Origin of the sequence: Streptomyces sp. R11 (genome assembly GCF_041051905.1) — a bacterium.
Classification (GTDB): Bacteria; Actinomycetota; Actinomycetes; order Streptomycetales; family Streptomycetaceae; genus Streptomyces.
On record NZ_CP163432.1, the window covers coordinates 904,018 to 929,924 of the forward strand.

A 25,907-nucleotide genomic window follows, 5' to 3' on the forward strand; every position below is an offset into this window, starting at 1 on the left:
GAGCCCCCGGGGTGGGGCAGACTTCGCGCGTGAGCGCCATCGCGTGGACCGCCGTCGGATCACTCGCCGCCTGGCTGTGGCTGCTGCTCTGCCAGGGCTTCTTCTGGCGTACGGACGTCAGGCTTCCGCATCGGACGGAACCGGACCGGTGGCCGTCGGTCTGCGTCGTCGTCCCCGCGCGCGACGAGGCTGCGGTCCTTCCGGCCGCTCTGCCGTCGCTGCTCGCCCAGGACTATCCGGGGCGCGCGGAGATCTTCCTGATCGACGACGGCAGTTCGGACGGCACGGGGGAGCTGGCGCGCGAGCTCGCGCGGCGGCACGGCGGGCTGCCGCTGACCGTGGACTCCCCCGGCGAACCACCGGCCGGCTGGACCGGCAAGCTCTGGGCGGTGCGCCACGGCATCGGCCTGGCACGCGCGCGTGACCCCGAGTACCTGCTGCTGACGGACGCCGACATCGCGCACGCACCCGACAGCCTGCGGGAGCTGGTCGCGGCGGCGCGCACCGGGAGCTTCGACGCCGTGTCGCTGATGGCACGGCTACGGGTGGACAGTCTGTGGGAACGACTGGTCGTGCCGGCCTTCGTCTACTTCTTCGCGCAGCTGTATCCGTTCCGCCGGATCGGTAAGAAGGGGACACGTACGGCGGCCGCGGCGGGCGGCTGCGTCCTGCTGCGTGCCGAGACAGCCGAGCGGGCGCGGATTCCGGACGCCATCCGGCACGCCGTCATCGACGACGTGGCGCTCGCGCGGGCGGTCAAGGGCGGCGGCGGCCACATCTGGCTGGGGCTGGCGGAACGGGTGGACAGCGTGCGCCCGTATCCGCGGCTGCGCGACCTGTGGCGCATGGTCTCGCGCAGTGCGTACGCACAGTTGCGGCACAACCCGCTGCTGCTGGCCGGGACGGTCGCCGGGCTCGCGCTGGTCTATCTGGTGCCCCCCGTGGCCGTGGTCGCGGGGTCGGCCGGCGGGGACACGGTGACGGCGGTCGTCGGCGGCCTTGCGTGGCTGGTGATGACGGGGACGTATGTGCCGATGCTCCGCTACTACCGCCTGCCGCTGTGGCTCGCTCCCCTCCTGCCGTTCACGGCGTTCCTCTATCTCCTGATGACGGTCGACTCCGCGGTGCAGCACTACCGGGGGCGCGGCGCGGCCTGGAAGGGCCGCACCTACGCACGTCCGGACGCGGTGCCCGACGAGGGCTGACTACTTGCGGCCGACTACTTGCGACCTGGTGTCCAGTTCATGCCCCACGCGTACGCGTAGTCGACCGTGCGCTGCGGGCTCACCCCGCGCTCGGGCACCAGGTAGCGGGCCTCACGCTGCACGACCAGGTCGCTGCCGGTGTTGGTGATCAGCGCGAGCGCGCATACGGTCGAGGGGACCGTGCACTCGTCGAGCGAGAAGTCGATCGGGGCGCCGTGCTGCGGTGTGAGGGTGACCGTGGCGTGCAGGTCGGCGAAGGAACGCGCACCTTGGTAGATGGTCACGAAGATCAGGATGCGCCGGAAGACCCGCTGGTGGTCGAGGTTGACGGTGAGGTTCTCGCCGCTGGTCACGGCGCCGGTGCGGTCGTCGCCGTCGAGGTGGATGTACGGCGGCTGGTGCAGGGCGCCGTAGGCGTTGCCGAGGGACTGGATGACTCCCTTGCTGCCGTCGGTCAGCTCGTACAGGGCGCACAGGTCGAGGTCGAGGTCGTTGTGCATGGCGACCGGGCGGCCCAGCTTGCTCGCCCAGCCCGAGAACTGCTTGCGCACCTCCCAGTTGAGGTTGACACGCATGGCGCCCGATGTGCCGCCCTGCTTGGTCAGGGACACCGAGGGCGACGCCTTGGTCAGCGTCACCTTGCTCAGGCTGACCGGCGGCGCCTGGGGTGCGGGCGGGGGAACCGGCGGCATGGCGGGCGGCTGCATCGCCGGCGGCGGGGGTGCGGGCGTGGTCATCGGGGGCGCGACCGGCGGGGCTCCGGGCGCGGAAGCGGGTGCCGCGCTCTGGGGTTCGTCCACCGCGATGCCGTAGTCGGTGGCCAGGCCCTCGAGGCCGCTGCGGTAGCCCTGGCCGACGGCGCGGAACTTCCAGGCGCCCTGACGGCGGTAGAACTCACCGAGGACGAAAGCGGTTTCGACGGTGGCGCCCGTACTGTCGAAGCGGGCGACGGCGGTGCCCTGGGCGGCATCCTTGACCTCGATGTAGAGGTCCGGGACCTGACCGAACGATCCGCCGTCCGCGGAGGCGGCGAGGATGACGGTCTCGATCGAGGGCTCCACGCGCGCGAGGTCCACGAGCACGCTGTCGGTCACCCGGCCGCCGGCGTCCCGCTTGCCCTCGTGCCGGACGGCGCCGGAGGAGTGCTCGGGCTGGTTGTAGAAGACGAAGTCCCCGTCGGAGCGGACCTTTCCGCCGACCAGCAACAGCGCCGAGGCGTCCGCGTCGGGTACGCCCGGTCCGGAGCGCCAGCCCAATTCGACCCGCAGTGCCGTCGTCGGCACCGGAACATTCGATCCTTTCGGCATTGACATGTCCGCCCCCATCACGGGTCACCGTGCCAGGCATGTCCTGGCAGCTCATCGGCTTCTTACAGGGTCAACCTATTCCCCGCGACATCGAACTCCCATGAGGGGCAGCTGAACACCGCCGGTCAACCGCCGGTAACCCGCCCGGAACTCGGCATTTACTCGATCCGAACGCGGATTGGCGTCCCTTTTTGCCAAGTTCGCTCGCATTGGGGATCCAGCGTCACTGCGGACACATAAAACAACCCTCTTATCGGTCTCCCCAACCAGCACATCGTGGGCTTACCTTATGTGCCATGACCTCCCCCCGCTCCACCTATGGCGGCGGCTACTACTCCGCCTCCTTCCCGGACACCCCGATCTACGACTCGCTCGTGGCCGAGCGGGGCACCCCGCAGATCGCCCCGATCCGGGTCCCCGCCGCGTACGACGCCCCGGGCAGCCACCTGCCCGCGCTCCCGTCGGCACTGCCCGCCCTCCCGGCGGCCCCGTCCCAGCCCTCCTACGGCTATCCGCATGCGCAGCAGCCCGCCCCGCTGCAGCAGGCGCCTGCCGCCTACATCCCGCAGCAGGCCGCGCCACGCGGCTATCCGGGTCCGCAGGCGCAGCAGCCTCGCCCAGTGGCACCCGGCGGCATGGGCTACGAGGCGATGCGCCCCGCGGCTCCCCGGCCCGCCGCGGCTCCTTACCAGGACCCGTACAACAACCAGCAGTACCGCGGCTACTGACCCCTTCCCCTCCGGGTTGTCGTCGCCACCTGGCACGATGGCGCCATGGGGCAAGCGCAGCTGCAGTCGATCCACGTTCATCCGGTCAAGGCGTTCCGGGGCACCACGCCCCGGACAGCCGTCGTGGAGCCCTGGGGGCTGGCCGGAGATCGACGCTGGGCGCTGATCGACGCAGGGGGAAAGGTCGTGACGCAGCGCCAGCAACCGCACCTCGCCCTGGCCGCCGCCGAGCTGTTGCCCGGCGGCGGTGTCCGCCTGTCCGCGCCCGGCATGGACCCGGTGACCGTGCCCGTGCCGCACGCGTCCGGCACGGTGCCGATGGAGATCTTCCGCGACAAGGTCGAAGCGGCCCCCGCCGAGGACGAGGCCGCGCACGCCTGGTGCAGCGCGTATCTCGGCGTCGACGCGCATCTCGTGCACATGCCCGATCCCGGCACGTCCCGGCCCGTCGACCCGGAGTACGCCCTGCCGGGCGAGACGGTCAGCTTCGCCGACGGCTACCCGCTGCTGGTGACCACGACCGCCTCCCTCGACGCCCTCAACTCCCTCCTGGCCCGAGGTGATCACCCGGCCGAGGGCCCACTGCCCATGAACCGCTTCCGGCCGAACGTCGTCGTGTCGGGCACCGCCGCCTGGGCCGAGGACGACTGGTCGCGCATCGCCATCGGCGAGGTCACCTTCCGTGTCGCCAAGAAGTGCGGGCGCTGCGTGGTGACCACGACCGACCAGGCCACCGCCGAGCGCGGCAGGGAGCCCCTGCACACCCTGGGCAGGCACCGCCGTGTGGGCGGCAAGCTGGTGTTCGGCCAGAACCTGGTGCCGCTCTCCCGAGGCACGATCCGGGCCGGCGACCCGGTCACGGTCCTCGACTGAGAGAGTCGACTGAGAAAGATCTCCCGCGAGCGGCGACATGCGGGAACCGAGGCCCGGGGCCCACGCGTTGAGCATTTCGTGAGAAGTTCATGAGAAGCCCTGGCGGCAGGTGATTTCGCTCTCTCTTCGCCGGGCTCGCGGGTGAGCGGCTCCGGCAGGGGCTATCACGGAGCGGGAAGGGGGTGGCCGGACATGCGGGCGATCAGCGGACTCTGGCGCTGGCGGCACAATCCGCTGTGCCGTGCGACCGATCTGGCCGAAGCCTGGGTCGCCCTGGCCGCGCTGCTGCTGATCCTGGTCGTCACACCCGTGGTCGGCTCCCTGGTCGGCGGCCTCGCCCAGGACACCCTTCAGGAGTCCGTGCGCGACCAGCGCGCGTCCCGGCACCTGGTGACGGCGACCGTGGTCCGCAAGCTGGAGGGCTCCCCGCTGGACGCCGACCCCGAGGCCACCACCGGACGGGAGCGTCGCACCCGCGTCGTGGCCGACTGGACCGCGCCGGACGGCAGCGTGCACCAGGGGCAGGTCATGGCGAGCCTCGACACCCCACAGCCCGGCGACCAGTTCAAGATATGGGCGGACCAACACGGCCGCACAGTGGCCCGCCCCCTGGACTCCGCGACCGCGGCGACGCACGCCGTGCTCGCCGGAGTGGGTGCGGCCCTGCTGGCCATCGGCCTTGTCGAGGGCGGCAGACGGCTTGTCGTCTGGCGCATGGTCCGTCGTCGGTACGCGCGTTGGGACCAGGCCTGGGACAAGGCGGGCCCGGACTGGGGCCGGACCGGCACTGGCAGCTGACGGCCTTACCGCTCTGGTCAACCCACCACCCACGCGCACGCTACGGTGGAGCGGCCGAACTCTACGGGAGCAAAACCCGCGTACTACGAGGTGGGGGCACATCAACGCCATGGCACAGGGCACGGTCCAGGTGACGCACACCGGCACATCGCGGTGGCGGCGCCGCACGGGTGAGTACGCATCGCTCGCCGCAGCCCTGGAGGCCGCGACCGACGGTGACGTCCTCACCGTCGCGCCGGGCACCTACCGGGAGAACCTCGTCGTCCAGCGGGCGGTGACCCTGCGCGGCCCCGAGGGCTCCCCGGGCTCGGTGCGCATCGCGCCCCTGGACGGCGTGCCGTTGACCGTGCGCGCCTCGGCGGTGGTTCAGGACCTGCACGTCGAGGGCCAGGACGCTGCGGCACCCGCGCTGCTCGTCGAGGAGGGCACCCCGGAGCTGTCGGACGTCCGCATCGTCACGCGGTCCGCGGCCGGGATCGAGGTGCGGGGCGGCGCGCGGCCGACCGTGCGCCGCTGCACCGTCGACAACCCCGCGGGCATCGGCATCGCCGTACTCGACGGCGGGGGCGGCGTGTTCGAGGAGTGCGAGGTCGTCGCGGCCGGCCAGGCCGGCATCGCCGTACGCGGTGGCGCGCACCCCCGCCTGGACCGCTGCCGGGTGCACCACGCCTCCGGCTCGGGGCTGACGGCGACCGGTGAGAACTCCGCTCTGGAAGCGGTGGGTTGCGAGATCTACGAGGTCCGGGGCTCCGGCGTCCAGATCACCGGACGGGCCACCGCCCACCTCACCGACTGCGATGTGCACCGCACCACCGCCGACGGCGTCACGCTCGACACGGACGCTGTGCTGACCCTGGCCGACTGCCGTATCCACGACATCCCGGAGAACGCCGTCGACCTGCGCTCCCGCTCCGTGCTCACCCTGACCCGTACGACGGTGCGTCAGTTCGGTCGCAACGGCCTGTCGGTGTGGGACCCGGGCACACGCGTGGACGCCAACCAGTGCGAGATCTTCGACAGCACGGGCGACTACCCGGCGGTGTGGGTCAGCGACGGCGCAACCGCCGTGCTGGACTCCTGCCGGGTGCACGACGTGCCGGACGCGCTGTTCGTCCTCGACCGTGGCTCGCGCGCGGACGTCGTGGACAGCGACCTGACGCAGGTGCGCAACACGGCCGTGTCGGTCAGCGACGGCGCCACCGCACAGCTCGACGACTGCCGGATCCGGGACGCGGCGACGGGCGCCTGGTTCCGGGACCACGGCAGCGGCGGCACCCTCAACAACTGCACCCTGGACGGCACCCAGACCGGCGTGATCGTCACCAAGGGCGCCGACCCCACCATCGAGCGCTGCACGGTCGAGTCCCCGGCGGAGGCCGGGTTCTACGTGTCGGCGGGCGGCCGGGGCAGCTTCCTGAACTGCCGGGTGAGGGGCAGCGCCGGCTATGGCTTCCATGTGATCGACGGCTCCCGTACGACGCTGCGGAAGTGCCGTACGGAGCGGTGCGCGCGGGGCGGGTACGAGTTCGCCGAGGGCGGCCCGGACATGGCCGGGGCAGGCCCCGACGTGGAGGACTGCACCAGCGACGAGAGCGCGGGCCTCCGGCAGCCGCCCTCGGCGCCGGAACCCACCGTACAGACGGCGAATCAGTCCCCCGGGCTGCTCGGCGCGATCCCCGGGCAGCGCAGCACCGAGCAGGAGCCGCTCATCGCCGCCGCGGAGCCCGAGAAGCCGTCTCGGACGTCCAAGGCCGTCCTCGGTGAACTGGACGCTCTGGTGGGCCTGGAGAGCGTCAAGCGCGAGGTACGCGCCCTCACCGACATGATCGAGGTGGGCCGGCGCCGCCAGCAGGCGGGCCTCAAGGCGGCGTCCGTCAAGCGCCACCTGGTCTTCACCGGCTCCCCGGGCACCGGCAAGACGACGGTCGCCCGCCTCTACGGCGAGATCCTCGCCTCCCTCGGTGTCCTGGAGAAGGGGCATCTGGTCGAGGTGTCCCGCGTCGACCTGGTAGGCGAGCACATCGGCTCCACCGCGATCCGCACGCAGGAGTCCTTCGACAAGGCGCGCGGCGGTGTGCTGTTCATCGACGAGGCGTACGCGCTGTCGCCCGAGGACTCGGGCCGGGACTTCGGCAAGGAGGCCATCGACACCCTGGTGAAGCTGATGGAGGACCACCGGGACGCGGTCGTCGTCATCGTGGCGGGCTACACGGCCGAGATGGAGCGCTTCCTCTCGATCAACCCCGGGGTGGCGTCCCGCTTCTCACGGACCATCACCTTCAGCGACTACGGCCCCGAGGAACTGCTGCGGATCGTGGAGCAGCAGGCCGAGGAACACGAGTACCGGCTCGGCCCCGGCCTCGCCGAGGCCCTCCTGAAGTACTTCACGGCGATCCCCAAGGGCCCGGCGTTCGGCAACGGCCGTACGGCACGCCAGACCTTCGAGGCGATGGTGGAGCGGCACGCGAGCCGGGTCGCCCAGCTCGACGAGCCGAGCACGGACGACCTCACGCTGCTGTACGACGAGGACCTGCCCGAGCTGGGCTGACCTCGGCGCCTTCATCGACCCGGTCGGATCAGCCCTCGGCACCGACCTCCGGCCGCTGTGCCGGCACCTCCGGTTTCAGGCGCGCCAGCAGCCGCTCCCGCTCCTCGGCGAACGCCGGGTCCGCCTGGTAGTCGCCGTGGCCGAGGATCGGGGCGGGCAGGGGGTGTTCGGGGGTACGGCCGTACGCCAAGGGGTCCTTGAGAGCCGCGCGGTCCACTTCGGGGGTGCAGCTGCCGGGCAGGCGGACCGGGCCGCCGATTGGGTCGGTGACTCGGTACAGGTTGCGCCAGCAGTCCAGCTCGGCATGCAGGGAGGCGAGGGCGGCCGAGCCGAAGTGGGCCGGGAACCAACGGCCGTAGAGGCGTTCCAGCGGGGAGCCGTAGGTCAGCAGCGCGACCCTCTTGCGGTCGGCCGGCGTCAACTGCCAGACCGCCGCCGCCGCGAGCACACTGCCCTGGGAGTGCCCGGAGATGACGAGACGGCGGCCGTTCTCGGCGCGCGTCCAGGTCGCCATCCGCCAGGTCAGGTCGGGCACCGCGCGCTCGGCGTAGCAGGGCGGGGCGAAGGGGTGGGCGGCGCGGGGCCAGAAGGTGCCGACGTCCCACAGGATGCCGATGGTGCGCCGTGCGGAGGCGTCCTTGTAGGCACGCCGGCCCCAGGTGACGAAGAGTATGAAGCCGAGGCCGATGAGCCAGGAGCCCAGCGCCTGCGCGGTCTCGGCGGCGCCGTGCACGAAGGCGTACGTCCCGTCGGCGGCCTCGCTCGGGGTCTCGTCGGTCGTCATCGCGCCGACCAGGGCTCCGGCACCCAGGAGCAGGGTCGCGGTGGAGGTGACGGCGACGAGGAGAGGGGCGCGGTCGGTGAGCGTGGCCATCGCGCGCGTGCTGGCGATACGGCGGGTGCGTGCGGTGTCCCGGGGCTCCCCGGCGTAGTCCAGCTCCACCGTGCCCAGCTCGGTGCGGCGCAGCAGCCAGGCCCGCCATGCCAGCCCGCCGCAGAGCAGCAGCAGGAGGACCAGCAGCGGCGGGATCACGGACGCCTGCCAGGTCAGCAGGACCGGCGGGCCCGCGATGGACGCGCGCGTGCCGTCCAGCCAGTCGGCGACCCGCTGGGCGACGCCGCCCGACATCACCCCGCCGAGGGCGCAGGCCAGCATGACCACGGCCGGCCCGCTCAGGCCGCGCATCGCGGCGCGCGGGTCGGACCGGGTGCGGTGAAGGACGTGGGCGACGACGGCGAGCACGATCACGAGCAGGCCCTGGAGGAAGGCGATCGCGCCGAAGGTGGGGTCGCCCGGGAGGCGGCCCTGCGACTGCCAGCCCGGGCGTTCCCACCCGGCGTACACCAGGGCGAGCAGCAGCAGGGCGAGGGCGGCGAGCGGCAGGCGCCGTACGAGATGCTCGTCGAGTTCCTGGTCGAGACGGTTCTCGCTGCGGCCCCGGCGGCAGACCACCCACACCACGACGGCCGCGCCCGCGAGGATCGCCGCTTCCAGGAGCCATCCCAGGGTGTCGAGGAGCGCGGGGCCGCCGGCCCTGCGGTCGAAGCGGGCAGCTGCCGCGCCGACCGCCGCGGCGACCGTCAGCAGGCCGGCGGCGGTGTGCGCGGCGCGCAGCCGTGCGACCAGGCGACGGCCGTACCAGAAGCCGGGGCGGCCGAGTGAGGTGCCGCCGGACTCCTCGTCGGGCTCGGGCTCGCGGGGCATCGGCTGCTGGGACTCGTACGCGCTCCAGGTGCGGCGGGAGAGGTACCAGAGCAGGCCGGTCAGCGCGGCGGGCACCAGCGCCGCGAGGGCGAGCCTGCGGCCGGGCCGGCTCCACCAGCCGCCGTCCGAGGCGAGCGGCGACAGGAAGCCCAGCCAGCTGTGCCGGTCGGCGCAGGCGCGTGTGCCCGCGCACTGCCAGGCCGTGAGGTCGAGGGCGACCTCGCACGCGGCCGCGACGAGCAGCACCGTCAGCGTCAGCCCGGCGAGCCGTACGAGCAGGCCGTACAGCCGCACCGTCCGCGTGCGGTCCTGTGTGGTGGGGCGCATCCAGTGGGCGAGGTTGACCACCATGAACGGCAGTAACAGCAGCCACAGGGCGCGTGCGCTGTTTCCCGAGGTGAGGTTGCACCAGACGTAGGCCTCGGGCACCGGGCCGTCCCGGTCGTCGTCCGGCCGGTCCTCGGCGTCGACGTCGTCGGCGCGGCGGAATACGGCGGCCGTGTCGTCGCCGGTGATCCGCACCGTGCGCGGATCGTCGAGCATCTCCTGCGGTGTGGTGCCGCCGACCCCGTGGACCAGGAGTTCCAGGGCTGCGGCGCGGTCCTGCGCACGTTTCACTTTTCGCACTTCCCCCGTGACGAGCCTTCGGCTTCTGTCCGTGCGGGCACAAGGATCTCCCCGTGGAGGGTCCCGTACACCTCTCGTCACGGAATCTCCCCGATCCGCGTGAAGAACAGGGGAACGGCAGATGCGGAAGTGACATGCGCGCGTCGGTACGGCCAGTGGCGCGACCGGTACCGACCCGTGCGAGGATGGGACACTCCCGCGCACCGGGAGGGGCGAGAATATCCTTATCAGAGCACGTGCGCAGGGCGTGTCGGACGGCTTGAGGCGAAAGGACCGGAGCGTACGTGAGTGAGAATCAGAACCTCCTCGCGGAGCAGCGGCGCGCCCTGATCCTGGACGAGGTACGGCGCCGAGGCGGGGTGCGGGTCAACGAGCTGACCCGCAAGCTCGGCGTGTCGGACATGACGGTGCGCCGCGATCTCGACGCTCTCGCCCGGCAGGGCGTGCTGGAGAAGGTGCACGGCGGCGCGGTCCCGGTGGTCGAGGCGAGCACCCATGAGCCGGGCTTCGAGGCCAAGTCGGGTCTGGAGCTGACGGCCAAGGAGGACATCGCGCGGTCGGCGGCCGAGCTGGTCGCGCCGGGCACCGCCATCGCACTGTCGGGCGGTACGACCACGTACGCGCTGGCTCACCAGCTGGTGGACGTGCCCGACCTGACGGTGGTCACGAACTCGGTGCGGGTGGCCGACGTCTTCCACGCCGCGCAGCGCACGTCGGGTCCCCGGCAGGGCGCGGCCACGGTCGTGCTGACCGGCGGGATTCGCACTCCCTCCGATTCGCTGGTGGGCCCGGTGGCCGACCAGGCGATCGCGGCGCTCCACTTCGACATGCTCTTCCTCGGAGTGCACGGCATATCGGTCGAGGCCGGTCTGTCCACGCCGAATCTCGCGGAGGCCGAGACCAACCGGCGTCTGGTGCAGTCGGCGCGCCGGGTAGTGGTGGTCGCCGACCACACCAAGTGGGGGGTGGTCGGGCTGAGTTCGTTCGCGGCGCTGGAGCAGATCGACACGCTGGTGACGGACTCCGGTCTCGAGAGCGAGGCCCGCTCGGAGATCGCGGAGCATCTGCGGCTGGTGGTGGCCGGCGAGCCCGACATGGATGCGGACCTCTGAGACCGGTGACGCTCGCGGTGCAGACAGCTGACGGAGCGCCAGCTAGGGTGGCGTGCCCGGTCCAGCGTCGGCACAGGGGGTTTCGTCCATGGCTCATCTGCTGCGTGAGGTGGGCCTCGACTTCGTCGGGACCGCCCCCGTACGGCACGTCTTCGCGCGGGAGATCACCGCTCCCCCGGAGATGGTCCACCGCGCGCTGGCCGAGGACGTGTCCGGCTGGACGGAGTGGTTCTCCGCGGTGACGCTGGCCCGCCCGCTCGACGACGGCGCCCGGCGCGAGATCCGGCTCAAGGGCGGTACCCGCTTCGAGGAGACGATCCTCGCGGCGAAGAGCCCCGAGCTGTACGCCTACCGCGTCGACATCACCAACGCGCCGGGGGCCCGTGCCATGGTCGAGGAGTGGCGGCTCGCCCCGGCGGGGACGGGCACGCGGGTGCAGTGGACGTTCGCGGTGGACGGCACGGCACCGTTCCGCTTCACCTTCGGCCTCGCGCGGCCCGGCCTCGGCCGGGCGTTCCGGGACGCGGTGACCGCACTGGACCGACGGCTGGTGCCCTAGGCCGTGGCTACTTTCGCAACAGGCCCCAGGCAGTTCTCAGCGCCCCGGGGACCGTACGGCGCCCCGTGCTTCACCCGTCACTCCGGCCAGACGCCCGTCTCCAGCAGTTGCCCGATGGCCGCGGAGTACGGCGCGATGTCCAGGCCCTGCTCGGCGAGCCAGGTGTCCGAGTAGTACTTGTCGAGGTACCGGTCGCCCGGGTCGCACAGCAGCGTCACCACGCTCCCCTGCCGGCCCTCGGCCACCATCTCGGCGACGATCTTCAACGCGCTCCACAGCCCGGTGCCGGTGGAGCCTCCCGCCTTGCGGCCGATGCCCTGCTCCAGGGCGCGTACGGCGGCGACGCTCGCCGCGTCCGGCACCTTCATCATCCGGTCGATCGCTCCGGGCACGAAGCTCGGCTCCATGCGCGGCCGGCCGATGCCCTCGATGCGGGAGCCGCAGTCGCAGGTGACGTCCGGATCGCCGGTGGTCCAGCCCTCGAAGAAACACGAGTTCTCAGGGTCGGCCACACAGATGCGGGTGTCGTGCTGCATGTAGTGGACGTACCGGGCGATGGTCGCCGACGTGCCGCCGGTGCCGGCCGTGGCGACGATCCAGGCGGGCGCGGGGAACCGCTCCAACTCCAGCTGGCGGAAGATGGATTCGGCGATGTTGTTGTTGCCGCGCCAGTCCGTGGCCCGTTCGGCGTAGGTGAACTGGTCCATGTAGTGGCCGCCGGTGTCCACCGCGAGGCGGGCGGACTCCTCGTACATCTTCCGCGAGTCGTCCACGAAGTGGCACTGCCCGCCGTGGAACTCGATCAGACGGCACTTCTCGGCGCTCGTCGTGCGCGGCATGACCGCGATGAAGGGCACCCCGATCAGCTTCGCGAAGTATGCCTCGGAGACGGCCGTCGAGCCGCTGGAAGCCTCGATCACCGGGCGGCCCGGCCGGATCCAGCCATTGCACAGGCCGTACAGGAACAGCGAGCGGGCGAGCCGGTGCTTGAGGCTTCCGGTCGGGTGGGTCGACTCGTCCTTGAGGTACAGGTCGATGCCCCAGTGCTCCGGCAACGGAAAGCGCAGCAAGTGGGTGTCGGCCGAACGGTTGGCGTCGGCCTGGACCTTGCGCACGGCTTCTTTCAGCCAGACGCGGTAGCCGGCGTCGCTCCGGTCGACGTCGAGGGTCACGCCGGACGGGGTCTGCTGAACGGTGCTCACGGCGGTGCTCCTCATGCTCGGCCACAACGGCGACTCGCGCGGCCGTCACCTCGAGCATAGACACCTTCCGCACGCTTCTCACCTGCATAAACACACCTTTGAGAGCCTCAAAGGCACCCCTGGGCCGTGCTTTCACCAAGGCCCCGGGGGCGCATTCGCGCGAGTGCTCCGAGCACTGCGAACAGGGGTGACATGCGTACTGGTGCTCGGCGCGGGACGCGGGCACACTGCTCCGGACGGGACGGCGATCCCGAACGGGGTGCACACTGGATCAGGACCAGGGCCGGCATCCGCGCGGGACCGGCCGGCACACCGACGCGCAAGGGGGCGGGCATGGCGGAGCCTGAGTTCAGGGCCACGGGCGTGCGGATCGGGAAGCGGCTGCGCTCGCTGACCCGGGCCGGGCAGGTGCGGATCAGCGACGGCAGGGTGCAGTTGCTCACCAGCTACGGCAGTGAGATCGACAGCGCGCCGGTGCAGGCCGTACGGGCGTCCAAGCCCTGGTTCTCGCCGGACGACAAGGCACTGGCCGACATCAACGGCAAGCGCTACTCGCTGACCCTGGGCGATCACGACCCCGCTCCCGGGGAGGCGGGTCCTCCTGCGGCACGCCGGTTCATAGAGGCCGTGCGGAAGGCTGCCGGACGTAAGGGCTGAGTCACTGCGAGTTGCGGTACCGCATCCCCTGCGTCACGCTTGTCTCACGTCACTCTGGGTTTACCGGCGATAACGCTGCGAACCAGCCCGCCGGCCACGACAGCAGGCGGCCGTCTTCCTTCAAGCCCCCTGCTGGATCCGTACTCCGTGTTCTTCCGGACCTCTTCAGTCGGGGAGTCGCAGCCGTGATCAGTTACCCAAGCAGGCACTGCACGGTGGAGCTCCAAGCCCTGCCGTCGCGGATCGGTCAGGTCCGCAGAATCGTATCGGCGCAGTTGCGCTACTGGCATCTGGACGCGTTGATAGACCGCGCCGCGCTCGGTGTGACCGAGCTGTTGACCAACGTCCACCAGCATGCCCGGCCGGACAAGATGTGCACCGTGGAGATCGAGGTGCTGCTCGACCGGCTCATGGTCTCGGTGCGCGACCACGACCCGCGGCTGCCCGTCGTGGCGGACGCCAGGACTGCCGACACGCTCGCCACGTGCGGTCGCGGGCTCGCGATGGTGGCCGCCGTCAGCGAGAGCTGGGGTGTGCGGCCGGACGGGGAGGCCGGGAAGGTCGTGTGGTTCACGCTCCCGACGTCCGTGGCGCCGCGGGCAACGGCCGCGCGCCCGCCGCAGCGCACGGGAGTGGACAAGCCTGTGCGTCGGTTCGCGGAGGTCGGGGCGCCGGTCGACCTGCGTCGGCCCGAGCATGCTCCCGCCCGGTCGGCCGTTGTCGGCTGACCGGGCGGTGAGGGGACCTTCGAAGGTGTCGTCACCTGTGTCATTCGGTGGCGATCGCCCGTAGTACGTCCAGGCGGGCCGCTCGGCGTGCCGGGCGCAGGCCTGCCAGGGCTCCGGCTGCGAGGCCGACCAGGGCCACCAGGGCGAGTTGGAGCGGCGGGATCGCGAAGGCGAAGGCGCTGTCGCTCGCCCCGTCGGAGGCCTTGACCAGGACCCAGCCCAGGAAGGCGCCGAGGGCGAGGCCGCCGACCGTGCCGAAGGCGGCCACCAGGACCGATTCCCAGCGGACCATGGCGCGCAGTTGGGAGCGGGTCTGGCCCACGGCCCGCAGCAGGCCCAGTTCGCGGGTGCGCTCGTGGATCGCCAGGGTGAGGGTGTTGGCGATGCCGAGGAGTGCGATGAGCACGGCGAGGGCGAGCAGGGCGTAGACCAGGGTGAGCATCATGTCGATGCCGCCGGCCGAGGACTGCGCGTACTCGTCGCGGGTCTGTACGTCGGGGTTGCCGTACCGGTCCGCGACCCTCTCCACCGCCGTCTTGCCCTCGTCCGTGCTCACGCCGTCCTTGAAGGAGACGGCGACCAGGGTGTCGGCGTCCTGGGTGCGGTGCGGGGCCCAGGCTTCGCGGGTGACGACGTAGTCGCCGGCGAGTTCGGACCGGCCGTAGACCGCTCGGACCGTGAAGGTCTCCTGGCGGCCGTCGGTGAAGGTGAGCCGGGTCCTGTCGCCGGTCGTCAGGTTCTGCTTGCCGGCCTCCTTCTCGGTGATGGCGATGCCGTCGGTGCCGAGGTCGCGCAGGGAGCCGTTGACGGTGCCGAGGTCGAAGGTGCGCTCCAGGGCGACCGGGTCGGTGACCGTCAACGCCCGTCCCCTGCCGTCGACTTCGGCGACACCCCGGCCGAGTCCGACGGCCGTGTCCACCTCGGGCAGCCGCTGGACCGCGTCGGCGAGGCGCGGGCTCAGTCCGCTGCCGCCCGCGCCGAACGACGGGGTGCTGACGGCCACGTCGCCCGCGAACGACCGGGACACGGTCTGGTCCATGGTCGCCTTCAGCGAGGCGCCGAACACGGTGAACAGCGACACGACGGCCACGCCGATCATCAGGGCGCTCGCGGTGGCGGCCGTGCGCTTCGGGCTGCGCAGGGCGTTGCGCCGGGCGAGCCCGCCGGTGACGCCGCGCATCCGGTCGAGGGGGCCGCCGAGGATCCGTACGGCCGTCGAGGAGGCGACCGGGCCGAGGACCACGAAGGCGGCCAGGGCGAGGACGGCGCCGGCTGCGGCCAGCCACATGGACGGGGACACCAGGACGCCGGTGAGCGTCACGCCGAGCGCGAGGGCGATGAGACCGAGGCCGGTGACGGCGCGGGCGCGTGAGGCGCCGGACGTGTCGACGGCCGTCTCGCGCAGGGCGGCCAGCGGTGCGGTGCGGCCGGCTCGTACGGCGGGCAGCAGCGCGGAGCCGAGGCAGACCACGATGCCGACCGCGAGGGGCAGCGCCATGGAGATCGCGCTGATCACCAAGTCGCCCTCGGGGAACGGGAATCCGATCGCCGGGAACAGCGCCTGGAGGCCGGCCGCGACGCCGATGCCGCCCGCGAGGCCGGCCGCCGACGCGGTGACGGCCACGGCGGTCGCCTCGACGAGGGTCGAGGCGGTGACCTGGCGGCGCGAGGCACCGAGGGCGCGCAACAGGGCGTTCTCGCGGGTGCGTTGGGCCACGACGATGGCGAAGGTGTTGTGGATGGACAAGGTCGCGACGAGAAGGGCGACGCCGGAGAAGACCAGCAGGAAGGTGGTGAAGACGGTCAGGAACTGGCTGGAGATCATGTCCGTGTTCTCCTCGGCCGACTCCTGACCGGTGATGGCCTCGACGCCGCTCGGGAGCACGGACGTCAGTTCGTCGACCAGCTGCCGCTGGCTGACGTCCGGTCCGGCCCGCACCTGGATGGTCGCCGCCTCGCCGGGGCGGGCTGTGAGGTACTTCTCGGCGTCGGCCTGGGTCATGCCGGTGAAGGTCACCTGGGCCATGCCGTCCTCGCCGCCGAAGGTCGCGAGGCCGACGATGGTCACCTCGACCGGGTCGGGCGTGCGCAGGGTCGTGGTGTCGCCGATCCTCAGGTCGCCGCGGTCGGCGGTGCCCCGGTTGACGACGACCTCGCCGGACTTCTGCGGGGCACGGCCTTCGGACAGGCGGTACGGGTTGAGCTCGGGGTCGTCGATCCAGTTGCCGGCGAGGGTGGGCGGGCCCTGGCCGCCGATGGGGTCGCCGTTCCTGCCGATGAGCTGGCCGGCGCCCTGGATGCTGGGCACGGCGGCCGCGACGCCGGGGGCCTGCTCGATCGTCCGCACCAGGTCCGTGTCGACGGGCTCGCGCACGCCTTCGCTCTCGCCGGGCGTGGTGATGGCGTCGGCGCTGCGGACGACGGCGTCCGTGCCGCTGGTCGCGTTGCCGAACATCGTGTCGAAGCCGGCCCGCAGGGTGTCGCCCATGACGAGGGTGCCGGCGAGGAAGGCAACGCCGAGGAAGACCGCGAGGAACGTGCCGGCGAAGCGGCGCTTGTGGGAGCGCAGGGAGGACACACTGAGGCGGACGGAGGCGTTCATGACGGCACCTCGAAGGCTTTCATGCGGTCCAGGACCTTGTCGGCGGTCGGGGCTTCCATACGGTCGACCAGACGGCCGTCCGCGAGGAAGACGACCTCGTCGGCGTGGGCGGCGGCCGCGGGGTCGTGGGTGACCATGACGATCGTGCGGGCCGTCCGGCGCGCCGCGCGGCCGAGCAGTCCGAGCACCTCCTCGCCGGAGCGCGAGTCGAGGTTGCCGGTCGGCTCGTCGGCGAAGACGACGTCGGGCCGGCCGGCGAACGCCCTGGCCACCGCGACGCGTTGCTGCTGGCCGCCGGAGAGCTCGGAGGGCCGGTGGTGGAGCCGGCCGCGCAGGCCGACGACGTCGATCAGCGCGTCGATCCACTCCGGGTCGCCCTTGCCGCCCGCGAGGTCCAGCGGCAGTGTGATGTTCTCCGCCACGGTCAGCGTGGGCACCAGGTTGTAGGCCTGGAAGACGAAGCCGACGCGGTCGCGGCGCAGGAGGGTGAGGCGACGGTCGTCGAGGCTGCTCAGTTCGGTGTCGCCGATGTGGGCGGTGCCCGCGGTGAGCGTGTCGAGGCCGGCCGCGCAGTGCATCAGGGTGGACTTGCCGGAGCCCGAGGGCCCCATGATCGCGGTGAAGCGGCCGACCGGGAAGTCGACGCTCACTCCGTCCAGGGCCCTCACGCTGGTGTCGCCGGTGCCGTACACCTTCACGGCGTCCACGACGCGGGCGGCCGTCGGCGTGCCTGTCGTGGTGGTCGTGACGGTCATGCCGCGCCGCCCTTGCCCGAGCGGCCGAACTGCTCGTCCAGGACGGACAGCCGGCGCCAGTACTCGTCCTCGTCGATCTCGCCGGAGGCGAAGCGGTGGCCGAGCACGGTGATGGGCGAGTTGTCGTCGGGGGTGGGCCGCCCGGGGCCGCGGCGTCCGCGCCACACGGTGCGGCGCAGCAGCGTGATGCCACCGATCACGACGGCCGCCCAGATCAGCGGGAAGAGGAGGATCCACGGGCCGGGACCGCCGTCGGCGACGTGTGCCAGGGTCTGCATCTCGAGTCATCTCCCGGGTCGGTTCGGTCGGGTCTTTCGGTGATGTCTCGAGACTCGCGCCGCGAGGGGGTCCGGGTCGTCGTACGGCCAGCGGCAGTGTGCGTACCCCGCGGGGAGTAGGCAGTGCCGGTTTCGCTGCTCCGGACGGGCTCGACTTCTGTAACTACTAGTATGTACAGTGGCTGCATGAGCACCTCGGACCGACTGATCGAGTCCACTCGCGAACTGCTGTGGGAGCGCGGCTATGTGGGCACCAGCCCCAAGGCGATCCTGGAGCGTGCGGGGGCCGGGCAGGGCAGTATGTACCACCACTTCAAGGGGAAGCCCGATCTCGCGCTGGCCGCGATCCGTCGGACCGCCGAGGAGATGCGGGCTACCGCCGCGGGAGTACTCGACGGTCCGGGAACGGCGTACGAGCGCATCGAGGCGTATCTGCGGCGCGAGCGCGAGGTGCTGCGCGGCTGTCCGGTCGGGCGGCTCACGATGGACCCTGACGTGGTCGCCAGCGACGAACTGCGGGCGCCCGTCGACGAGACGCTCGACTGGCTGCGCGAACGGCTCGCCGCGATCGTCGAGGAGGGCCAGGAGAAGGGCCAGTTCGCGCCCGGGCTCGACGGCGAGGCGATCGCGGCGACGATCGTCGCGACAGTCCAGGGCGGCTATGTCCTCGCCCGCGCTTCCGGCTCGCCCGCCGCTTTCGACGTGGGCGTCCGGGGCCTGCTGTCCCTTCTCACACCGCACTAGGAACCGCACCGGACGCACCAGGAAGGCGGCACGATGAACGCGATGCAGTACCGGATCACCCTGCCCGCCGACTACGACATGGAGATCATCCGGCGCCGCGTGGCGAGCAAGGGGCACCTGCTCGACGACTGGCAGGGGCTGGGCCTCAAGGCGTACCTGATACGCGAGCGCGGCGTGCACGGGTCACCGGTCAACGAGTACGCGCCGTTCTATCTGTGGAACACCGTCGCGGGCATGAACGCCTTCCTCTGGGGCGGCCCGTTCCAAGGCATCGCCGACGACTTCGGACGGCCGTCGGTCCGGCAGTGGACCGTGCTGGCGCACGAAGACGCCGCTGATCCGTGTGTGGGGGTGGCCGTGCTGCGGCGTCAACAGGTGGCGGACGGTGTGCAGTTGAAGGGCCTGGCGGCGGACGTGGCGCGGGAGACCGAGAGGTTGGTGGGCGAGGGCGGTGCGGTGCTCGCGGCGGCAGCCGTGGACACGAGCCGTTGGGAGCTGATCCATCTCTCGCTCTGGGAGAACGACACTCCCAAGGCCGACGGCGAGGTGTACGAGGTGCTGCACATGTCCGTGCCGGGGCGGCTGCCGCTCGACGCACGTTCCTGAATCCGCTGACAAGGAGAACCGCCCCATGCCCTTCGTCCGCATCGACGCCCTGGCAGCCGACCCCGAGCGGCTCGACGCGCTCGGTCGTGCCGTGCACGACGCCCTGGTGGAGGCCATCGGGATTCCGCCCGATGACCGGTTCCAGGTGCTGGTCGGGCACGACGGCACCCGCAGCACCCTGCGGTACGACGACGGCTATCTCGGCATCCACCGGGACGACGGCCTCGTGTACGTGACGATCACCCTGCGCTCGGGGCGGACTCCGGCGCAGAAGCAGGCGCTGTACCGGCGGATCGCCGAACTCGCCCACGCCTACGCGGGGACCGAGCCGCGCAACGTGTTCGTCAACCTCATCGAGAACGAGCCCATCAACTGGTCGTTCGGCGAGGGAGTCGCGCAGTACGCCGATGCCCCCGCCCCCGTCGACTCCCCCACCTCGAAGAGCCTCACGGCTCCCTGAGGTCCAGGCGGCCGACGCGGGCCACGTTCTCGCGGTCCTCCGCGTCCTCGCTCGCCTCGCCGGCGAACCAGGCGTCGAGGATCTCCTTGAGCAGCGGCTCGGAGGTCAGTCGCAGGCTGAGCGCGAGGACGTTGGCGTCGTTCCAGCGGCGGGCGCCGTCCGCCGTGTAGCCGTCCGTGCACAGGGCGGCCCGTACACCCGGCACCTTGTTCGCGGCGATCGACGCGCCCGTGCCGGTCCAGCAGCAGACGACCGCCTGGTCCGCCGTCCCGTCGGCGACCTCGCGGGCGGCCGCTTCCGAGCACGCGGCCCACTGGGGGTCGGACTCGGGATTCAGGGCCCCGTGCGTGACCACCGCGTGGCCACGGGCGCGCAGCTCGGCAACGAGACTGCGGGCCACGGGTTCGTCCATGTCGGAGGAGACGGAGATCCGCATGTCACGAAGGGTACCCAGGTCCGCGGACGGGTGTGCGGCCATGGGCCGGGGGTGCGGTCGTCCCGGCTGCGGCAGAGCATGGAGGTGACCGCCAGGGGACCCGGGCAAGGAGGTCGGGATGGACGCCGTGGATGTCGTCCAGCACTTCAACGCCGCGATCAACGACCATGACCTCACCGAGCTGGCCTCGCTGATGACCGACGACCACACACTCGTCGACATCGAGGGCGGCACCGTAATCGGGAAACAGGCCTGCATCGAGGCGTGGCGCGGGTTCTTCGCGGCGTTCGCGGACTACCGGAACGTGTTCACCGACCTGGCCGTGAGGGACGAGGTCGTCTCGGTGTCCGGGTACTCCCTCAGCTCGCGGCCCGAGTTTGCCGGTCCGGCGCTGTGGAGCGCACGCGTCACCGGTGAGCTGGTCGGCGAGTGGCGGGTGTACACGGACTCGCCGGAGGCGCGCCGCGAGCTCGGGCTGCCGCCGGGCGGGCTCGTCTGAGGTCTGTTGTGACAGTGGCGTCGCCCATCGGGCGCCGCCTTCGCAACAGCCCCTAGGTCAGCGCCCCCAGCGGATCGTCCAGCACCGGCTGCCAGGCCAACTCGGCGGCGCCGACCAGGCTGTTGTGGTCGAGGGTGCACGCGAGGATCGGGACGCTGCCGCTCTGCCCCCAGAGGCTGCGGTCTGCGACGACGGCGCGCAGGCGGCCGGGGTCGGCGTCGAGGAGGGTGGCGTGGAGGCCGCCGAGGATGATGCGGTCGGGGTTGAGGATGTTGACCAGGCCGGCGAGTCCCAGGCCGAGGCGGTCGATGAGGGCCTCGGTGGCGACGCGGATCGCGGGGTCGTCGTACTGGGCGCGGATCAGGTCCTTGGCCTGCTGGAGCAGGGATACCTCGGGGCCGGGCTCGCGGCCGGCGGCCGTGAGGAACGCCAGCGGGTCGGCCTCGACGTCGAGGCAGCCGCGGCTGCCGCAGTGGCAGGGCCTGCCCTCGGGGTTCACGGTGAGGTGACCGACCTCCAGGGCCAGGCCCGAACTGCCGGTGTGCAGACGGCCGTCCAGCACGAGCGCACCGCCGACGCCCCGGTGCCCGGTGGCCACGCAGAGCAGGTCGCGGGCACCGCGCCCCGCTCCGTGCCGGTGCTCGGCGAGCGCGACGAGGTTGACGTCGTTGCCGGTGAACGCCGGTCCGGTGATCCCGGCAGCGCGCACGCACTCCGTGAAGATACGGCGGACAGGGGCTCCCACGGGCCACGCCAGGTGCAGGGGGTTCAGGGCGAGGCCGTCGGGTTCGGCGACGGCGGACGGTACGGCGAGCCCGGCGCCGACGCAGCGCCGTCCGGTCGTGCGCAGCAGATCGGCGCCCGCCTCGACGACCGACCCGAGCACCTTCGCCGGGTCGGCGTCCACGGTCTCGCAGCCGGGCGCGGTGGCGACGATACGGCCGCCCAGGCCGACCAGCGCCGCCCGGAACCCGTCGGCGTGCACCTGCGCGGCAAGGACGACCGGGCCGTCCTCGGCGACCGCCAGCCGGTGCGAGGGCCGCCCCTGCGATCCCGCCGCCGCGCCGGGCCGTGCGTCGACCCGGATCAGCCCGAGTGCCTCCAGCTCGGCGGCGACCGCGCCCGCCGTCGCCCGGGTCACGCCGAGCTCGGCGGTGAGGACCGCGCGTGTGGGCGCGCGTCCGGTGTGCACGAGCTCCAACGCGGGTCCGAGCGCGCCGCGCCCCCGGTCCAACCGCGCCCTGGAGGTGGTCCCTTCCCCCGCCGTCCGGGGGTCCGCCTTGCCACTCATGAGGGCGAGTCTCCCATGATCCGCAGGTCCGGCGGCCTACAGGCCGCTCACTCTGAGCGTGATGTTCAGCCGGCCGGTCAGCCCCAATTCCGGCGGTGCGGTGCCCGGCTGCACCTTCGGCACACCGTGGTGGGCGAGCCGCGAGGGGCCGCCGAACACGAACAGGTCGCCGCTGCGCAGCTCGACGTCCGTGTACGGCCGGCTCCGGGTCTCGGTGTTGCCGAAGCGGAAGACGCAGGTGTCGCCGAGGCTCAGGGACACCACCGGGGCATCCGACTTCTCGTCGCTGTCGCGGTGCATGCCCATGCGGGCGTCGGCTTCGTAGAAGTTGATCAGGGCGATGTCGTACGCGGCCTCCGGCCCGCCGAGCATGTCCGCACCCACCGTGTCCCGCACCGCGCGTCGGCCCAGGTCGCCCAGCCACCCGGGGAACGGTTTCACCGGGGCTCCGTCGCCGTCGACGACCGTGCGGGCGTAGGCGTACGGGTACCAGTGCCAGCCCAGGCAGACCTGGCGGGCGGTCATCGTGCCGCCGCCGGGGGTGCGTACCGTGCGCAGGCCGGCCGGTGGGCGCGCCCACGCGCGGCAGGCCTCCAGCAGCTCGCGCTGGGCCTGCGCGTCCAGCCAGCCGGGCACGTGCACCGCGCCCGGCGCGACCTCCGTACGCTCGCGGGGGAACAGCTCGGCGTCCATGTCTCCCATCCTCCCCCACCGGCCGTGAGCTGCGGCTCGGCAAGCGGCGCCGCCGGGGTCGCTTAGCCTTGACGCACGATGAACGACCGTATGACGACGCCCTGGGGCGAGCTCGCGCTGTCCCGTTTCCCCGAGGACCCGCGTGACAGGCTGCGCGCCTGGGACGCTTCCGACGAGTATCTCCTCAGGCATCTGGCCGAGCAGAACATCCCGCTGTCCGGCACGGTCGTGGTCGTGGGTGACCGCTGGGGCGCCCTGGTCACGGCGCTCGCGGCGCACCGGCCGGTGCAGATCACGGACTCCTACCTGGCCCAGGAGGCGACCCGGGCCAACCTCGCCCGCCATGGCGCCGAGCCCGGCGACGTCCGGCTGCTCACGACGCAGGACCCGCCACCGGAGCGCGTCGACGTGCTCCTGGTCAGGGTGCCCAAGAGTCTCGCGTTGCTGGAGGACCAGCTGCTGCGGCTCGCCCCCGCGGTGCACGAGGGGACGGTGGTGGTCGGCGCGGGCATGGTGAAGGAGATCCACACCTCGACGCTCCAGCTGTTCGAGCGGATCCTCGGCCCGACCCGCACCTCGCTCGCCGAGCGGAAGGCCCGGCTGATCTTCTGCACGCCTCAGCCTGCGGCAGAACGGCCCGCCAACCCGTGGCCGTACACGTACACGCTCCCCGACGGCATCGGTGCGGTCTCGGGACGCACGGTCGTCAATCACGCGGGCGTCTTCTGTGCCGACCGCCTCGACATCGGTACGCGCTTCTTCCTGGGCCACCTGCCCGAAAGCAAGGGCGGCCGGCGGGTGGTCGACCTCGGGTGCGGCAACGGTGTCGTCGGTACGGCGATGGCGCTGGCGAACCCTGAGGCCGAGGTGCTGTTCGTGGACGAGTCCTTCCAGGCGGTGGCCTCGGCGGAGGCGACGTACAAGGCGAACGGGGTGCCGGGGCACGCCGAGTTCCGGGTCGGGGACGGGCTGGCGGGGGTGCCGGCCGGGAGCGTCGACCTTGTGCTCAACAATCCGCCGTTCCACTCCCACCAGGCGACGACCGACTCGACGGCCTGGCGCATGTTCACGGGGGCACGGCGCGCGCTGCGGCCGGGTGGTGAGCTGTGGGTCATCGGCAATCGACACCTCGGCTACCACGTGAAGCTGCGGCGGCTGTTCGGCAACAGTCAACTCGTCGCCAGCGACGCGAAGTTCGTGGTGCTGCGGGCCGTCAGGAAGTGACGGCGCGATCGGCGTCCCCGACGCGGTAGCGGTTCAGACGGTACGCCTCGATGTCGCGGCGCCGGACCACCGTCATGGCCCGCAGCAGCAGCCGTACGGGGACGCTGAAGTAAGTGGATCAGGACCGCCTCGGCGACCGGGAAGTACGGCCCCGGGCTCGCGCGCACCGCCTCGGTGCAGGTCGGGTCGGTGACCGAGGTGGCGATGGTGTGCCTGGTTCGGTGTCCTGGAAGAACGGGCGGCGCAGGGCCAAGTCGCAGTCGAGGGATGCATACGGAGCGCTCGATCAGGCGGCGACCGGTCAGGGCGCCCTCAGCACCCCGATGATGTCCGCCACCGCCCGCACCATCGCCTCCCGTCCCACGCTCAGGTACTTGCGTGAGTCGACCGCCTCGGGATGGGCGGCGAGGAATTCGCGGATCGCTCCCGTCATGGCGATGTTGAGGGCGGTGCCGACGTTGACCTTGGCGATGCCGCCCGCGACCGCCGCGGTGAGTTCGTCGTCGGGGACGCCGGAGGAGCCGTGCAGGACGAGGGGGACGTCCAGGGTGGCGGCGAGGCGTTTGAGAAGGTCGTGGTCGAGGGTTGCGGTGCGGGTGGTCATGGCGTGGGAGCTGCCGACGGCGACCGCGAGGGCGTCGACGCCGGAGTCGGTGACGAAGGCGTGGGCCTCGGCGGGGTCGGTGCGGGCGCCGGGGGCGTGGGCGTCGAGGGGCGGCTCGCCGTTCTTGCCGCCAAGCCGCCCCAACTCGGCCTCGATCCAGAGGCCTTGAGCGTGCGCCCAGTCGGCGGCGGCCTTCGTCGCGGCGAGGTTGTCGGCGTACGGCAGGCGGGCGGCGTCGTACATCACGGAGCTGAACCCGGCGTCCGGTGCCTGGCGCAGCAGGTCGTCGCTCTGGATGTGGTCGAGGTGCAACGCGACGGGGACGGCGGCGCGTTCGGCTGCGGCCACGGCGGCGCGGGCGAGCGGGAGGAGCCGTCCGTAGCGGAACTTGACGGCGTTCTCACTGACTTGGAGCACGACGGGCGAACTCACCTTCCCGGCACCGGCGATGACCGCCTCGACGTGCTCCAGGGTGATGACGTTGAAGGCGGCGACGGCGGAGCGGGCTGCGGCGGCGCGGGTGACGAGCTCGCCGGTGGTCACGAGGGGCACGGCCTGTCCTTTCTCGGCGCGGGAGAGGGCGCGTCGGACACGTCAGGGGGCGTGTCGTGGTGTCACGTCAGGGGGCGTGTCGTGGTGTCACGTCAGGGGGCGAGGATCACCGAGCGGGTGAGGTGACGGGGCCGGTCCGGGTCGAGGCCGCGCGCTGCGGCGACGGCGACGGCGAGTCGCTGGGCGCGGACCAGTTCGGCGAGGGGGTCCAGGCGCCCCTCGATCCACAGCCCGCCGGTGGAGCGCACCTGTTCGGCCAGCCCCTCGGGCGCCTCGCCGAACATCCAGGTCGCGGTGCCGCCGGTGGTGATGCTGATCGGGCCGTGCCGGTACTCCATGGCCGGGTAGGCCTCCGTCCAGGACAGCGACGCCTCGCGCATCTTCAGCCCGGCCTCGTTGGCCAGGCCCACGGTCCAGCCACGGCCGAGGAAGGTGAACTGCCCGCACTCCACCAGCCCTTCGGGCAGTTCCTCGGCGAGCGCGGCGCGGGCGTCCGCCACAACCGCGTCGGCGTGCAGGCCGAGGTGGGCGCGGAGCAGGGTGAGGGCGGTGGTCGCGAACCTGGTCTGCACGACGGACCGTTCGTCCGCGTAGTCCAGCACCACGACCTCGTCGGCGACCGCCATGACCGGGGTGTCCGGGTCGGCGGTGATCGCGACGGCCGGCGTGCGCCCCTTCAACCGCCCCAGCAGGTCGAGTACTTCGGTGGTCGTGCCGGAGCGGGTGAGGGCGAGGACGCGGTCGTAGGAGCGCCCGTGCGCGAACTCCGACGCGGCGAAGGCGTCCGTCTCGCCGCGGCCCGACCCCTCACGCAGCGCTGCGAACGCCTGCGCCATGAAGTACGACGTCCCGCAGCCGACGACCGCGACCCGCTCCCCCGGCCCCGGCAGCACCCCGCCGAGGCCGGCCGCCTCGGTCGCGGCGCGGGTCCAGCACTCGGGCTGGCTGTTGAGCTCGTCCTCGACATGCGTCATGCCGCCATCCTCCGGGCCTCTGATGGAGCCTCGCGATTGGTCATCTGATTGTTCTTGCAAGATAGCTCCCACTTTCGAGCATAATCAAGCAAACAGGGGAAGAAGCGTGCGCTAAGGTCGCGGGAGATCGAGGAATGGAG

General features: G+C 72.0%; 25 protein-coding genes. 14 read left to right on the forward strand and 11 right to left on the reverse strand.

The genetic code is table 11. The features are described 5' to 3' along the window. The first annotated feature begins 11 nt into the window (after window positions 1-11). On the forward strand, window positions 12-1,205 hold the full coding sequence (locus tag AB5J55_RS04155) for a glycosyltransferase (RefSeq protein WP_369269340.1): 1,194 nt from the start codon (window positions 12-14) through the stop codon (window positions 1,203-1,205). Between the two features lie 14 nt (window positions 1,206-1,219). On the opposite strand, the gene AB5J55_RS04160 is transcribed toward AB5J55_RS04155, so the two are convergent. After that, window positions 1,220-2,512, reverse strand: a complete 1,293-nt coding sequence (locus tag AB5J55_RS04160) for a TerD family protein (protein ID WP_369269341.1) — start codon at window positions 2,510-2,512, stop codon at window positions 1,220-1,222. Between the two features lie 296 nt (window positions 2,513-2,808). Between AB5J55_RS04160 and AB5J55_RS04165 the strand changes: the two genes are divergently transcribed. The 4 genes from AB5J55_RS04165 to AB5J55_RS04180 all read left to right on the forward strand — a co-directional run bounded on the left by AB5J55_RS04165 (window position 2,809) and on the right by AB5J55_RS04180 (window position 7,459). Beyond that, on the forward strand, window positions 2,809-3,240 hold the full coding sequence (locus tag AB5J55_RS04165) for a DUF6643 family protein (RefSeq protein WP_328883507.1): 432 nt from the start codon (window positions 2,809-2,811) through the stop codon (window positions 3,238-3,240). Window positions 3,241-3,285: 45 nt separating this feature from the next. Continuing rightward, window positions 3,286-4,113, forward strand: coding sequence for an MOSC domain-containing protein (locus AB5J55_RS04170; RefSeq protein ID WP_369269342.1), 828 nt, complete (start codon window positions 3,286-3,288; stop codon window positions 4,111-4,113). A 192-nt stretch (window positions 4,114-4,305) separates the two neighbouring features. Beyond that, entirely contained in the window at window positions 4,306-4,911 is a 606-nt protein-coding gene (locus AB5J55_RS04175; RefSeq protein ID WP_369269343.1) for a hypothetical protein, read from the forward strand. Window positions 4,912-5,020: 109 nt separating this feature from the next. Continuing rightward, window positions 5,021-7,459, forward strand: coding sequence for a right-handed parallel beta-helix repeat-containing protein (locus AB5J55_RS04180; protein WP_369269344.1), 2,439 nt, complete (start codon window positions 5,021-5,023; stop codon window positions 7,457-7,459). Between the two features lie 28 nt (window positions 7,460-7,487). Here the strand turns inward: AB5J55_RS04180 and AB5J55_RS04185 are convergent, their stop codons facing one another. Next, entirely contained in the window at window positions 7,488-9,782 is a 2,295-nt protein-coding gene (locus tag AB5J55_RS04185) for a hypothetical protein (protein ID WP_369269345.1), read from the reverse strand. 293 nt (window positions 9,783-10,075) lie between these two features. Between AB5J55_RS04185 and AB5J55_RS04190 the strand changes: the two genes are divergently transcribed. Further along, the gene (locus AB5J55_RS04190; RefSeq protein WP_369269346.1) at window positions 10,076-10,903 is read left to right on the forward strand and encodes a DeoR/GlpR family DNA-binding transcription regulator; all 828 of its coding nucleotides are present in this window, start codon (window positions 10,076-10,078) and stop codon (window positions 10,901-10,903) included. 88 nt (window positions 10,904-10,991) lie between these two features. Continuing rightward, window positions 10,992-11,462: an SRPBCC family protein gene (locus AB5J55_RS04195; protein ID WP_369269347.1), complete on the forward strand. Its 471-nt coding sequence runs from the start codon at window positions 10,992-10,994 to the stop codon at window positions 11,460-11,462. A gap of 77 nt (window positions 11,463-11,539) precedes the next feature. On the opposite strand, the gene AB5J55_RS04200 is transcribed toward AB5J55_RS04195, so the two are convergent. Beyond that, a complete protein-coding gene (locus AB5J55_RS04200) occupies window positions 11,540-12,664 on the reverse strand; it encodes a PLP-dependent cysteine synthase family protein (RefSeq protein ID WP_369269348.1) in 1,125 nt (374 codons plus the stop codon). A gap of 333 nt (window positions 12,665-12,997) precedes the next feature. On the opposite strand from AB5J55_RS04200, the gene AB5J55_RS04205 reads away from it, so the two are divergent. Both AB5J55_RS04205 and AB5J55_RS04210 read left to right on the forward strand, forming a co-directional pair. Then, window positions 12,998-13,321 (forward strand): hypothetical protein, encoded by a 324-nt coding sequence (locus AB5J55_RS04205; RefSeq protein WP_328429540.1) that lies wholly within the window; start codon window positions 12,998-13,000, stop codon window positions 13,319-13,321. Window positions 13,322-13,506: 185 nt separating this feature from the next. Continuing rightward, window positions 13,507-14,049, forward strand: coding sequence for an ATP-binding protein (locus AB5J55_RS04210; protein ID WP_369269349.1), 543 nt, complete (start codon window positions 13,507-13,509; stop codon window positions 14,047-14,049). Window positions 14,050-14,089: 40 nt separating this feature from the next. Here AB5J55_RS04210 and AB5J55_RS04215 read toward each other — a convergent pair whose 3' ends face one another. From AB5J55_RS04215 to AB5J55_RS04225, 3 genes are read right to left on the reverse strand one after another with little or no spacing between them, the layout of a single operon-like run. Further along, window positions 14,090-16,651, reverse strand: a complete 2,562-nt coding sequence (locus AB5J55_RS04215) for an ABC transporter permease (protein WP_369269350.1) — start codon at window positions 16,649-16,651, stop codon at window positions 14,090-14,092. After that, window positions 16,648-17,406, reverse strand: coding sequence for an ABC transporter ATP-binding protein (locus tag AB5J55_RS04220; RefSeq protein ID WP_369269351.1), 759 nt, complete (start codon window positions 17,404-17,406; stop codon window positions 16,648-16,650). The genes AB5J55_RS04215 and AB5J55_RS04220 overlap by 4 nt, the downstream gene beginning before the upstream one ends. Continuing rightward, window positions 17,403-17,684, reverse strand: coding sequence for an SHOCT domain-containing protein (locus AB5J55_RS04225; protein WP_369269352.1), 282 nt, complete (start codon window positions 17,682-17,684; stop codon window positions 17,403-17,405). The genes AB5J55_RS04220 and AB5J55_RS04225 overlap by 4 nt, the downstream gene beginning before the upstream one ends. Window positions 17,685-17,870: 186 nt before the next feature. On the opposite strand from AB5J55_RS04225, the gene AB5J55_RS04230 reads away from it, so the two are divergent. The 3 genes from AB5J55_RS04230 to AB5J55_RS04240 are packed head-to-tail and all read left to right on the forward strand — an operon-like array spanning window position 17,871 to window position 19,494. After that, complete coding sequence (locus AB5J55_RS04230) at window positions 17,871-18,428, forward strand: TetR/AcrR family transcriptional regulator (RefSeq protein ID WP_369269353.1); 558 nt, start codon at window positions 17,871-17,873, stop codon at window positions 18,426-18,428. A gap of 33 nt (window positions 18,429-18,461) precedes the next feature. Beyond that, window positions 18,462-19,034 (forward strand): DUF4865 family protein, encoded by a 573-nt coding sequence (locus tag AB5J55_RS04235; protein WP_369269354.1) that lies wholly within the window; start codon window positions 18,462-18,464, stop codon window positions 19,032-19,034. A 25-nt stretch (window positions 19,035-19,059) separates the two neighbouring features. Beyond that, window positions 19,060-19,494, forward strand: coding sequence for a tautomerase family protein (locus AB5J55_RS04240; protein WP_369269355.1), 435 nt, complete (start codon window positions 19,060-19,062; stop codon window positions 19,492-19,494). Here AB5J55_RS04240 and AB5J55_RS04245 read toward each other — a convergent pair. After that, the gene (locus AB5J55_RS04245) at window positions 19,481-19,930 is read right to left on the reverse strand and encodes an RpiB/LacA/LacB family sugar-phosphate isomerase (protein WP_369269356.1); all 450 of its coding nucleotides are present in this window, start codon (window positions 19,928-19,930) and stop codon (window positions 19,481-19,483) included. The genes AB5J55_RS04240 and AB5J55_RS04245 overlap by 14 nt on opposite strands. 118 nt (window positions 19,931-20,048) lie before the next feature. On the opposite strand from AB5J55_RS04245, the gene AB5J55_RS04250 reads away from it, so the two are divergent. Continuing rightward, window positions 20,049-20,429, forward strand: coding sequence for a nuclear transport factor 2 family protein (locus tag AB5J55_RS04250; protein ID WP_369269357.1), 381 nt, complete (start codon window positions 20,049-20,051; stop codon window positions 20,427-20,429). 52 nt (window positions 20,430-20,481) lie between these two features. Here the strand turns inward: AB5J55_RS04250 and AB5J55_RS04255 are convergent, their stop codons facing one another. After that, on the reverse strand, window positions 20,482-21,720 hold the full coding sequence (locus AB5J55_RS04255) for an ROK family protein (RefSeq protein WP_369269358.1): 1,239 nt from the start codon (window positions 21,718-21,720) through the stop codon (window positions 20,482-20,484). Window positions 21,721-21,756: 36 nt separating this feature from the next. Further along, window positions 21,757-22,413 carry an alpha-ketoglutarate-dependent dioxygenase AlkB gene (locus AB5J55_RS04260; protein ID WP_369269359.1) on the reverse strand — a complete coding sequence of 219 codons (657 nt, stop codon included), beginning with the start codon at window positions 22,411-22,413 and terminating at the stop codon, window positions 21,757-21,759. 90 nt (window positions 22,414-22,503) lie between these two features. Here AB5J55_RS04260 and AB5J55_RS04265 point away from each other — a divergent pair, with 90 nt between their 5' ends. Beyond that, window positions 22,504-23,637, forward strand: coding sequence for a methyltransferase (locus AB5J55_RS04265; RefSeq protein WP_369276085.1), 1,134 nt, complete (start codon window positions 22,504-22,506; stop codon window positions 23,635-23,637). Between the two features lie 301 nt (window positions 23,638-23,938). Here AB5J55_RS04265 and AB5J55_RS04270 read toward each other — a convergent pair whose 3' ends face one another. Next, window positions 23,939-24,793: a ketose-bisphosphate aldolase gene (locus AB5J55_RS04270; RefSeq protein ID WP_369269360.1), complete on the reverse strand. Its 855-nt coding sequence runs from the start codon at window positions 24,791-24,793 to the stop codon at window positions 23,939-23,941. A 92-nt stretch (window positions 24,794-24,885) separates the two neighbouring features. Then, window positions 24,886-25,767, reverse strand: coding sequence for an SIS domain-containing protein (locus tag AB5J55_RS04275; RefSeq protein ID WP_369269361.1), 882 nt, complete (start codon window positions 25,765-25,767; stop codon window positions 24,886-24,888). Window positions 25,768-25,907 lie beyond the last annotated feature (140 nt).